Source organism: Frankia sp. AiPa1, assembly GCF_023243075.1.
Lineage (GTDB): Bacteria > Actinomycetota > Actinomycetes > Frankiales > Frankiaceae > Frankia.
Window position 1 is genome coordinate 1 of sequence record NZ_JALKFZ020000038.1, and the last position, 11,356, is coordinate 11,356.

The 11,356-nt window shown below is 74.4% G+C and carries 10 protein-coding genes; 6 read left to right on the forward strand and 4 right to left on the reverse strand.

Annotated elements, in window-relative coordinates; all coding sequences use genetic code 11:
* The first annotated feature begins 328 nt into the window (after positions 1-328).
* On the forward strand, positions 329-1,747 hold the full coding sequence (locus tag MXD95_RS06080; RefSeq protein ID WP_250639553.1) for an alpha/beta hydrolase: 1,419 nt from the start codon (positions 329-331) through the stop codon (positions 1,745-1,747).
* A gap of 61 nt (positions 1,748-1,808) precedes the next feature.
* Here MXD95_RS06080 and MXD95_RS06085 read toward each other — a convergent pair whose 3' ends face one another.
* The 4 genes from MXD95_RS06085 to MXD95_RS06100 all read right to left on the reverse strand — a co-directional run bounded on the left by MXD95_RS06085 (position 1,809) and on the right by MXD95_RS06100 (position 6,153).
* The gene (locus tag MXD95_RS06085) at positions 1,809-2,762 is read right to left on the reverse strand and encodes a class I SAM-dependent methyltransferase (protein ID WP_250639554.1); all 954 of its coding nucleotides are present in this window, start codon (positions 2,760-2,762) and stop codon (positions 1,809-1,811) included.
* Between the two features lie 174 nt (positions 2,763-2,936).
* On the reverse strand, positions 2,937-3,659 hold the full coding sequence (locus MXD95_RS06090) for a DUF2599 domain-containing protein (RefSeq protein ID WP_250639555.1): 723 nt from the start codon (positions 3,657-3,659) through the stop codon (positions 2,937-2,939).
* A 120-nt stretch (positions 3,660-3,779) separates the two neighbouring features.
* Positions 3,780-4,061, reverse strand: a complete 282-nt coding sequence (locus tag MXD95_RS06095) for a GlsB/YeaQ/YmgE family stress response membrane protein (protein ID WP_250639556.1) — start codon at positions 4,059-4,061, stop codon at positions 3,780-3,782.
* Between the two features lie 589 nt (positions 4,062-4,650).
* A complete protein-coding gene (locus tag MXD95_RS06100) occupies positions 4,651-6,153 on the reverse strand; it encodes an amidase family protein (protein WP_308301452.1) in 1,503 nt (500 codons plus the stop codon).
* A gap of 171 nt (positions 6,154-6,324) precedes the next feature.
* On the opposite strand from MXD95_RS06100, the gene tatA reads away from it, so the two are divergent.
* From tatA to MXD95_RS06125, 5 genes are all read left to right on the forward strand, one after another.
* The gene (tatA, locus tag MXD95_RS06105; RefSeq protein WP_250639558.1) at positions 6,325-6,648 is read left to right on the forward strand and encodes a Sec-independent protein translocase subunit TatA; all 324 of its coding nucleotides are present in this window, start codon (positions 6,325-6,327) and stop codon (positions 6,646-6,648) included.
* Between the two features lie 28 nt (positions 6,649-6,676).
* Complete coding sequence (locus MXD95_RS06110; protein ID WP_250639559.1) at positions 6,677-7,360, forward strand: HD domain-containing protein; 684 nt, start codon at positions 6,677-6,679, stop codon at positions 7,358-7,360.
* A 243-nt stretch (positions 7,361-7,603) separates the two neighbouring features.
* On the forward strand, positions 7,604-7,876 hold the full coding sequence (locus MXD95_RS06115) for a hypothetical protein (RefSeq protein ID WP_250639560.1): 273 nt from the start codon (positions 7,604-7,606) through the stop codon (positions 7,874-7,876).
* Between the two features lie 177 nt (positions 7,877-8,053).
* The gene (locus MXD95_RS06120; RefSeq protein WP_374121977.1) at positions 8,054-9,130 is read left to right on the forward strand and encodes a site-specific integrase; all 1,077 of its coding nucleotides are present in this window, start codon (positions 8,054-8,056) and stop codon (positions 9,128-9,130) included.
* 1,391 nt (positions 9,131-10,521) lie between these two features.
* Positions 10,522-11,356: hypothetical protein (locus MXD95_RS06125; RefSeq protein ID WP_250639562.1), on the forward strand; the 835-nt coding region annotated here is incomplete at its 3' end.

An 11,356-nucleotide genomic window follows, 5' to 3' on the forward strand; every position in this document is an offset into this window, starting at 1 on the left:
GCCATACGGGATCAGACTGGCGCAATCCGCATCTCCTCAGTGCGCAACCCTATGACGAGCTGTGCGCATCTGCTAACTGAACGGACCGGGAGAGGCCGACAACCGACCGCCGGCACGGGAGACGTCACGCCGTGTGGTGGCGGTGGGTGTGTGTTGCGGGGAGGGGTTCGGCCCGCGCGGCCCGCCGGGGGCGCCGTCGTGGTGTCGGATGACGGACTACACGCCGCGCCGATCGGCAACCGGAAATGCACCTAGAGTAACAACAGTGACGGTGCGAGGTCGATCAGTGACCGGATTTAGGGCAATGCTACGGGGCGCGGTGGCGGTGATGACGCTGACCGCCACGGCCGGGATAGCCACGGCCGGGATGGCCACGGCCGGGGTGGGACCCGCGGCGGCGACGGCCCGGCCGGGGGTGGCGCGAGCGGCGGCGCGCCTCGTGCTGCCCCGGCCCACCGGGACGTACGCCGTCGGCCGGGACACCCTGCGCCTGATCGACTCCACCCGTCACGACCCGTGGGTGCCGGCGGCACCCCGGGAGGTGATGGTCGACGTCTACTATCCGGCCTCCGCCGCCGACGGAACCCCGGCCCACTACGCCAACCCGGACGAGATCCATCTGTACCTGGCCGCGCTCGGCCTGGCGGGAGCGCTGTCCGCCGACGACATCGCCGCGATGACGATCAGCAGCCGCACCGGGGCGCCGGCGGCGGGCGGGCACCATCCGCTGGTGCTGCTCTCGCCGGGGCTCGGGGTGGGCCGGCGGTCCCTGACGGGTCTGGCCGAGCAGCTCGCCAGCGACGGTCTGGTCGCGGCCACCGTCGACCACGCCTACGAGTCCGTCGGCACCCTTTTCACCGGCGGCCAGCCCGGCGGCGCCGCGGCGGCCGGTCCGTCGCCAGGCGCCGGGCGACCCGGCGCGCAGGCCTTCGCGGGACCGGAGCCCTCCGGGCGGAGATCCGCGGGTTCGGCGTCCGGCGCGCGGATGCTCACCTGTGTTGCCTGCGACCGCATCCGCACCTCCGTCGACCATGCCGCGGCGGTCCGCACGCGCGTCGCGGACCTGTCGTTCGTCCTGGACCGGCTGATCGGCCCGCATCCGGCGTGGCGCGGGTCGGCGACGATCGACCCGACGCGGATCGCCGCCGTCGGGCACAGCCTCGGCGGGGCGGCCGCGGTCGCGCTGCTCGCCCACGACCGGCGGGTGCGGGCCGCGGTCAACCTGGACGGCACCCTCGGTGAACCGATCGCCGCCGGCGGGCTGCCCGGGCGGGCCGTGCTGCTGCTGGGCGCCACCGCCGACCATCCCGGCCCGGCCTCGGGACGCGCGGGTTCGGGCACCGGCGGCGCCCACCGGACCATCACGCCAGCAGGTGCCGGTGACAGTCCCGCGGGGGCGGCCGATGACCCGGACGCCGACGACCCGACGTGGGTGGCCGCGTGGGCGCGACTGCGGGCCCCTCGACTGTGGTTGGACGTCGACGGCGCCGACCACTTCAGTTTCACCGACGACCCGGTGATCGCCGACCAGTTCCCCGCCCCACCTGCCCCACCCGCCCCGGCCTCCCCGGCCACGCCGGCCTCGGCCGGCTCAGCCTCCGTGCCGGCGCTGTCCGGCAGCCGGGCTCTGCAGATCACCCGCGCCTACGTGGACGCCTTCGTCACCCGCGCGCTGACCGGGCGCCCCGAGCCGCTTCTCGACGGCCCGAGCCGCACCTATCCCGACGTGCGCGTCATCGGCCACTGACCCGCGTCCACGCCCGGTCCCGACCGGGCGTGGACGGTGCGGGCCGGGCGCGGGCGGACGGTCAGGGGCGGGCCCGAGCGAGCAGGACGGCGCTGGGCAGCGTGTCAACCTCGTCGGCGTCGCGCAGCAGCCGGGCGGTCTCGACGAACCCGGCGCGGCGCAGCAGCAGCGCGACCCGGTCGGGTGGCCAGCGATGCGAGGGGGCGACCCGGTGGGCGTGCGGCTGGGGCCCGGTGTCGGCGACCTCGGTGGTCTGGAAGGCCAGCAGCAGCTGCCCGCCGGGCGCCAGCACCCGGCGGAACTCGGCGAACAGCCGCGGGACCGTCCCCGGCGGCAGATGAATCATCGAGTACCAGGCGACGATGCCCGACAGCGTCTGCGCGCCGAACTCGAGGCGGTGCATCAGCCCGACCTCGAACGTGAGACCCGGATAGTCCCTGCGCGCCCGGTCAATCATCGCCGTGGACAGGTCGACGCCGACCGCGGCCACATCGAGGCTGTGCAGATGGGCGGTGATGTGCCCGGGGCCGCAGCCGACGTCGGCGACCACGCCGGGACTGCCGGTCGCCGCGCTGTGCTCGGCGACGAGCTCGGCGAACGCGCCGAACATCGCCCGCTCCAGCGGCCGGTGCGCCAGCGACCCGGAGAACATGTCGGCGTAGAGGTCGGCGACCGCGTCGTAGGCGTCGCGGGTACGGCCCAGCATCGCCTCCTCCCACCCTGGCCCGTCCTGCCGTGGATCCCCAGGGGTCGGATCGCCGAGGGCCGGATCGCCAGGAGCCGGATCGCCGAGGGCCGTGCTCCCGATGGCCGTCTCGCCCGCGGCGAAACCGTTCGTGGTCACGTCCGCGGCGGCCAGATTGGCGGCGGCCAGATTGGCGGCGGCCAGATTGGCGGCGGCCTGATCGGCGTCACGCGGGTGTGGGCGCTGCGGGTCGGGGGCGCCGTCGTGCGCGTGGCCCGGCTGATCCACCGGTTCGTCCTTGCCCACCGCGTCGTCAGGTGTCGTGCTCATGGCGGCGCAGCATAGCGGTTTGTTGATCTCCGGGCTGGCGGGGGAGTCGGGGTGGCACCCCCGGGCCCACACCCGTCCACGACACCCTCGATGAAGCGCCACCACAGGGACACGCCCACGCCACACAGCCCCCGATGACACGAACCGCACATGCCGGCGGGCCCCGTCCTGGTGCTAGTTGTGCTCGCCTCTGACCGCGTGCTGGGGCGCGACGCCGTCGGGCCGGTAGACCCGTGTGGGCGGGCCGGACGGGTCGGTCCCCAACGTGTTGCCGCACCGGGTGGTGATCCAGGTGGCGAAGGTGTTCGGGTCCATCGGGGGCCGCCAGCTCTCCAGGTCGTAGGTGTCCCCGGTGGCGTAACCCCCACCGCGGGAACGGACCTGGGCCAGCGCCTGGTGGCAGGCGAGCTGCTCGTGCAGGCTGTCGGCCCTGCGCGCGCCGCCGAGGTCGCCGACGCAGCCCTGGATCGCGCTCCACAGCGTCCGGGTCGTCGCGTCACGCGGGGCCTTGCGGGAATCGGCCGAGGGCCGCAGCGAGATCCGGAACACCCCCGTCGACCACTGTTCGACGACGATCTCCTCGACGTCGCGTCCCGCCCCGCAGTACGGCGGGGTCGCACCGCCAGCCGGCTGACCTCCCGTGCCGGCGGAGGAGGTGGGGTGCGACGGCGAGGCCGGCCGCGACGCCGAGCCGCCCGACGACGACGACGCGGCGGCACTGGTCACGGTGGGGTTGACCTCGGTGACGGTGACCCCGGCGCCGTCGGAGTCGTCCCCCTGCGCATCACAGCCCGCCAGGACCGCCCCCACCAGCACGACTACCACCACCAGCACGGCCGCGAAGCCGCTTGCCCTCGCCGCCCGCGCCGGGGCCCACCCTGCCGTGAGTGTCCGCACGGGTTCCAAGAGTAGGACGGCCCGCGCCGGTAGGCCGGATGGCCATGTGGTGAGGCCCGTATGCCGCCGGCCTCCCGGTTTCCCGACCGCCTGCTCGCGCCCGCCCGTCCACGGTCCGGATCAGCGGCGCAGGGCCCGGTCGCGGCCGCCGACGGCGCGCCAGACGAGCAGCACCACAATGCCGCCCAGGATCGACCCGACGATGCCGGAGGGCTGCAGCGCACCGTCACCGAGATCCTTGTCGAACAGGACGTAGCCGAGGAAGCCACCGACGAACGAGCCGACCACACCGAGCAGGATCGTCGCGGAAATGCTCATCGGGTCACGCCCCGGCACGAGCAGACGGGCAAGCGCGCCCGCCAGCAGACCGAGGATGATCCAACTGATGAGGGTCCAGAGCATGACAGGGACCTCCGACAAGCTGATCATCAGCATCGGGGCGACGGCTGATGATCGACGACTGGATGGATCCGGATGTACCCACCGGCCTGCCTGACACAAACCCGGCATCCATCGTCAGCCAGCCGACAGCTCACCCCAGACCCCAGACCCGGACTCCACGCCCCGACCCGTCGGCGGACGGGGCCGACACCCGACCGACCCTGTCCTCCGATGCGGGGTCAGCGTTCTCCGATGCGGGGTCGCAGGCCGCCGCCACGCGGCCATCGTCACGCTCCGCGACGAAACTCCCGCAGCCAGACCGGACCGAGATCCAAACAGGTCGTTGTGGGGACGTTCATGTCCGAAATGCCCCCCACGGCGACCTGGATAGCCGGATCTTGCCCTGCCGCCCAGTGCGGAAGGTGACGATCCCGGGGACCTGGGCGCTTCCCCTGGTGGGATGCGCGGGAAGGCCGCCGCCTCGCCGGCAGCCGGACGCGCGGCCGGGACCGGCCGGTCCCACGTCACGTCGAAACTCGGCACCGGGCCATCTCCGCCGGAAGAAGAGGAAGGAAGAAGGAAAAAAGGGGCAGCAGGGGGAAAGGAGAACTCAGCGGATCGCGAATCGGCGGGAGGCAGGCCGCCATGACCGGGGCAGTGGTGCCAGGTGCTCGGCGGCCAGGGCGATGGCGAGCAGGTCGGTCTCGTGGCCGGGACGGGCGACCAGCTGCAGGCCGACGGGTTGCCCGGCGTCCGTCCAGCCAGCGGGGATGCTCACCCCGGGATGCCCGGTGATGTTGAAAGCCCAGGTCAGGGCGACACTCATCGTCTCCCCCGGGCCGTCGTGGCCGTGCGGAGGGTTCGGTGTGCTCGGGGTGGCCAGCAGCTCATGGCCGGCGAACACAACCTCGAGTGCCTCGTGCAGCGCGGCCCGGGTCCGCCGCGCCTCACCTGTGTTCCCCGTCCCCGGTGCCGGGGCGCGCAGCGACATCCAACAGACAGCCGGGTCCGGCAGGCGCACGGTGGCGTCGGTGAGGGTGAGCGCACCGGCGGCGGCCAGACGTCGCAGCTGGGCGCGCGCGACGGCGGCGATCGGTGCGGCCGTGGCGGCGAATCCCAGCGTGGCCGACCAGGTCACGCGCGGCGCACCGCCCGCGTTCGCCGCACCGCCCGGGTGGGTCACCGCGTCGAGGTAGGCGGCGGCGTCGAGGGCATGGCGGGCCAGCACGCCGGGGGCGGTCAGTCCGGCGCGGTCGCGGGCGGGCAGACGGCCGGTGGTCAGCTTCAGGCCGAGCACCGCGCACCACGCCGCCGGAATGCGGATCGAACCGGCACCATCACTGCCGGTGGCCAGCGGGACGAACCCGGCGGCCACCGCGGCGGCCGACCCCGCTGACGAGCCACCCGGGCTCCAGGCGGGATCGTGCGGGTTGCGGGTCGGGCCGCGATCGGTGTGCCCCCAGGTCTGCCAGGCGGTGCCCGGGCCGGGCACCGCGGTGGCGCCGACCGGCACGCAGCCCGCCGCGACCAGGCGCACCGTCTGCTCCGCGCACAGCCCTTCGCTGGCCTTGACCCCCAGCGGCACCCCCGCAAGCGGCAGCCACTGCCCGGCGCGGACCCGGCGGTCCACCTCGGCGGCGCAGGCGAAGGCATGCTCGGGCCACAGCTGCTGGAACGCCCGCAGCTCACCATCGCGGGCCGCGATGCGCGCGAACGCGGCGCGCACCTCATCGTGCGCCGACCGTTGCCCGCTACGCACCCGCGCGGCGATATGCACCCCGGCAAGCCCGCCGTCCACCGCCGATGCGCGCACCGGCCAAGCGTAGGCGGCGCCCCGCGCCCGCGTCGAGGCGCCAGCGGGTGGGACGACGCGGTGACGGCGCCGCGAGGCGGCTACCTTGCCGCCACCACCACCACCACCGCCACCGCCACCACCACCGACGCCCAGCCCAGCAAGGTACGGGGCGCTCGCCCGCACGGTGTCGACCGAGGCCGCGCACCGGGCCCGCCGCTCCGCCCGCCCCGCCGGAGATGAACGGACAGTGGGCAGGCGGTGCGCGGGCAGTGGACGGACAGTGGACGGGCGGCGGACGTTGGGCGGCCGGTCGGCCACGGAGATCTGACGATCATGCGCGGGGCCATCCTGTGGCCGAACGCATGCCGGTCTGCGCGGTCGTGGTCGTACCATGCTTGGCAGGGCCACGTCCGGAAGGGATGTCCTGCACGCCCGGCGTCCGGCCTGTTCCGACATGTGCATCGCGGCCCGGCCCAAAGGATGGTTGTCGTGGGAGACATCGGCGCACCCGAACTGCTCATCATCCTTGTGGTGATCATGGTGCTCTTCGGCGCGAAGCGGCTGCCCGACGCGGCCCGTTCCTTCGGCCGCTCGCTGCGGATCTTCAAGTCCGAGGTGAAGGGCCTGCACGAGGACGACAAGCCCGCGGCCGAGCCCGTGTCACCGGCCCAGACTCCCGCGCCGGCCCCGGCAGCCGTGGCGGCCCCCATAGCCGTGGCGGCCCCCGCCCCAGCCGTGCCCGTCACGGCAGTCCCGTCCACCCCGGCGCAGCCGGCCACGGTCACCCAGAACGGATCCACCCCCTCCGCCTGAACGGGCGAATCCCCGCTACGGTCCTGGCATGAGCACCAGAGCCAGGGCAACCGGCGGCACCGCGAAGATCGGTGAGGCGCCCACGCGGATCGCGGCGGCGCAACCCGGCGGGCTCGACCCGGACGGGCAGGCCGAGCGGCTGCATCGCCGGCACGCGCCGACGGCGGCGGCGTTCACCGAGGTGCACACCCACTGCCGGATCGTGTGGGACCTCGCCGCGAGCCTGCTCTCGGCGGGAGCCGCGCCCGGCGCCGACGTCACGCTCGTGCGTACCGGCGCACTGCTGCATGACATCGGCGTCTACCGGCTTTACGACGCCTGCGGACAGCTCGACCACGCCCAGTACCTACGCCACGGGATCCTCGGCCACGACCTGCTGGCCGGCGAGGGGCTGCCGGCGCGGATCTGCCGGTTCGCGTCGTGTCACACGGGTGTCGGGCTGACCCGCGCGGAGATCGAGGCCGGCGGACTGCCCATCCCACCCGCCGACTACCTCGCCGAAACAGTCGAGGAACGCCTGGTGATGTACGCCGACAAGTTCCATTCGAAGAGCCGGCCGGGCAGTTTCCTCACCGCGGCGGCCTACCGGGCGTCGCTGCGCCGCTTCGGCGCGGACAAGGTCGACCTGTTCGACGCGCTCGGCGCCGAGTTCGGCGTGCCGGACCTGCCGGCGCTCGCCGCCCGCCACCGCATGACCATCCACGACGGCTGACCTGCCCCCCGGCGGGCCGAGGTGATCAGCGGCGTCAACTCGATCGCACCTGACCATGGATGATCGTGTCGGATGGGCGTGGTGTCGTGTAGCCGACGTTGACCGCGATCAAGGCGTGGCCATGGGGATCGCGGGCCCGGCATGTCCCTGTCTGCCGGCGAATCGCGCCATGTGCGGCGCCGTCGCCCGGTCGTCCGCTGCCCTCGATGCTGAGCTCCCACATCGATGTGAGGAGTGTCGCTCGTGAAATCGAGACCGATGGGTCGCGCCGCCGTCCTGCTCGCCGGCGCCTCGATGGCCGTGGTGGTGGGCGCCGCCAGCGCCACGGCGGCCGTGGACCTGCCCCGCCCAGCAGACGGCCCCGTCCATGGACCTGTCTGCGGCCGGGACGGCTGTGTGTCCTGCGTGCACGGCCCCGGTATTCACCCGACGTACTGCGTCGTGCGCGATCCGCCGCCGCGCGGCCCCTGGGACCGCGGCGGGCACGCCGGCTGGCCGCACCGCTGGTCGCGGTAGGACGGACCCGCCCGCGGCGCGAGGCCGGCCGGGCACGGCACCCGCGTACCGCCGCCGCGTACCGCCGCGGCGCGCCGCCGGCGGATAATGACGACGGTGAGCATCAGGCCAGCAGGTGACGAGCCCGACGCGTCGCGTCCGACCTGGCCCATGTCCCCCTGGCCCCTGTCCCCGGACATGCCGTCGGCGGCGCACCCGGGCGCGGGCGGCGATGTGCGGATCGCGGCGCCGGGTATGGGCGCGGCGGGGGAGGTCGCAACGCCGCCCGCGCCGGCCACGACGCAGGCGACGGCGTTCACGCTGGTGCCGCAGCTCGCCGAGCGGGCCGGGGACTACGCGCGGGCGTCGCGGGCGAGTGCGACGTGGCGCGCCTACGACAGTGACCTGCGCCAGTTCCGGGCCTGGTGCGCGCAGCAGCCGGGGGGCCCGCAGGCGATCCCGGCCGCCCCGTCCACCGTCGCCGGCTACCTGGCGGCGCTCGCCGACGCGGGCTACCGGCCCACGACGATCCGCCGGCGGATCGCGGCGATCTCGGTCGCCCATCAGCTCGCCGGGTATCCAAGCCCCACCCGCGCCCCACAGGTCAGCGCGGTGTGGGACGGGGTGCGCCGCACCCTTGGGATCCGCCCGGACCGCAAGAGGGCGCTGGACACCGAGCTGCTCGCCCGCGTCATGGCCGCCTTCGACGCCCCGCCCGAGCCCGAGCCCCCGGCCGCCGACCTACGTGACCGGGCGCTGCTGCTCGTCGGGTTCGCCGGCTGCCTGCGTCGCGCCGAACTCGTCGGCCTGGACGTCGCCGACCTCGACGAGACGCCCGACGGACTCGTCGTCCATGTCCGCAGCTCCAAGACCGACCAGGAAGGCGCCGGCGCGCTCGTCGGCATCACCTACGGCTCGCACCGGGCGACCTGCCCCGTGCGGGCCTGGACGGCGTGGGTCCGGCGCGCGCGGCTCAGCGAAGGCCCGGCGTTTCGCGGCATCAACCGGCACGGCCAGATCGCCGCCACCCGGCTGCACCCGGGTTCGGTGGCCCGCATCGTGCAGCGCCGGGTGGCCGCCGCGGGCCTGGACCCCGCGGACTTCGCCGGCCACTCGCTGCGCTCCGGGTTCGCCACCGCCGCCGCCCGCGCCGGCGTGCACGACCGGGCCATCATGCGCCAGGGACGCTGGCGCTCGGCCGCGAGCCTGGACTCCTACGTCCGCCCCGGCCGCCTGTTCGACCGTGACAACCCCTCCGGCCGCGTCGGCCTGTGACCGCACCGCCCCCGGCCGCGACGGCATGGCATGGCACGGCATGGCACCGCACGGCGACGGGCCATGCCTGGGACGTGCCCACCGGGGCGGATGGCCAGGCTAGCGCCGCGACCGAACCCGCGGCCGGTCCGACGAGACGGGCCGGCCCCGCGCACCGCGCTGGTCCTGTGGGCGCCGGTCTCGAGGGCACAGCCTGGTCCGTAGATCGCGGCAGCGCTGGGTGCGCGGCCGGACCGGCGGACGGGGCCGGGCGGTGGCCGCTGGCCTGACAGGACGCGTCCGCCGGTCCCGCCGCAGGACGGTGGCCGCCCCGCCGGCCCGGCCGAGCAGCACGCCGACGGACGCCCCCCACACCTGGCTGAGCATCGAGGACACATCGGTGATCCCGGCGCCTGCGAGCACGCACCCGACGGCACCCACCGCGCACAGCTGCCAGCCAAGCCTCGCGGCCCGGTAGCAGGGCCCGTCAGAGCGGGCCCGCGGCGGCCACCCGGCACGCCGCCGGCGGCGGCCGGGCCGGCCACCGCCGGCGGGATCCTCGAAACCACCGGTCCGGCCGCCGCCCGTCCCGCCCCGCCCACCAGCTCCCGCTCCTGCGCGCGCGCCGCGTTCGCCGCGTTCGCCGGACAGCGCGCAGCCGGCGGACCGGGCGAGAACAGGGCGCCCTGGCCGTGTCCACCCCGGTCCGGCGGGTCCCGGCGGCGTGGCCGCGGGAGTGTGCCGATCTGGCCTGACCTGGCCGGATGCGCGCCGCGTCGCCTCCCTGGGGCGGCCGGGACCCCGCGCCGCCGGCACACCCGACGACAGTCCACCACGCCCGCTATCTCTGCTGTGCGCGGGCGGGTCGGCCGGTTCCGGTGTGCCTGCCTGACCCGGGTGCGGACGCGGTGCGACACGACTGCGCAGCCGCCCCACCGTGGGCGTGCCGGGGATGGGGACGCGGTGCCGGCAGCGCTGGTCGCAGGCGTGCTCGGCCGGGCCTGGCGTGGGACCGGGCCAGGGCGGTGCCATCCGGTCGCGGGGCGGCGGACGGCGGCGGCGTCGGGTCAACGGGCACTCCCAGAAAACGAGAAGGGGTTTGTTGTCACAGCTGTCACATTGTTGAGCTGGTGCCGAACCCGACCGAACGCCGAACGCGCGGCGGCCGGACGAGCCAGGCGGCGGGATGAATGACCCCGTGCGAAGTCTTCTACCGACGGTCGGGATGCGCGGCAAACTGTCTCAACTCTCCGGACGGCCGGGACGGCGATCCGGGGAATGCGACAGCTAATGTCGCACCGGCCGGGTCCCGGCGGCCTTGTACGGTGTGCGGTGAAGGAGTTCCCGTACCCCGCGCCCGTTCGGCCATGGTGATCACGCACAGGACTACCCTCGCAGAGAGTGACGGATGGATGCCCGAGAAGCGGCAGAGCCCCCCGGTCGAGCATGTAGACCCGCACGTGACGGCACTGCTACGTTTTCGCTACGACACGTATCTGGCCCATCCGGTCTCCCTGAGTGACGTCGCTCGCCGCGTGGTACCGGGTATACCGCTGTTGAAGAGGCGCACCCTGGAACGAAAGATCGGCCGTTTCTTCCATGAGGGCGTGGGCGGCCGCGGCGAGCGCTGGTCGTATCTTGTGGCGGAAATCAGAATCGGATTTCCGCTGGATTCCCAGGAAGACCGTGTCCGCCACTGCGCCGAGATTTACCTACGGGCCTACCCGGGAGCAAAGGACTGTCCCTACCGGCACGCCGACACTGATTTCGCGGGTATGCGGGGCGCGGTGCGACGGTGGAGTGACGACGTCCGGGCCCAGCTCTGGGCGGCCAAGCGCGGCCGTACCGAGGACCTGTCCGAACAGGAGGTCCGCACCATCATCGCCCCGCTGTTGACCGTGCTCGACCGCCATGACCTCCTCAATCCCTGCCGGGTTTGGATGGCCCAGGTCGGCCAGGCGCAGCGCGCGGACCCGAGCCTGATCGAGACCATCACCATGTGCGACGAAGAACTCGGCGAAATCGATCGTTCCCTCAGCGATTTCCCGCCGGAGGCGACCCCGGTACTGCGCCCCTACATTCAGGACCATCGCCGTGAACATCGCAGGTCATTGACCACACCGATCACCACGCCCCGGGGGGGGGGGGGGGGGGGGGGGGGGGGGGGGGGGGGCGGGGGGGGGGGGGCCGGGGCCGCGGGGGGGGGGGGGGGGGGGGGGGGGGGGGGGGGGGGGGGGGGGGGGGGGG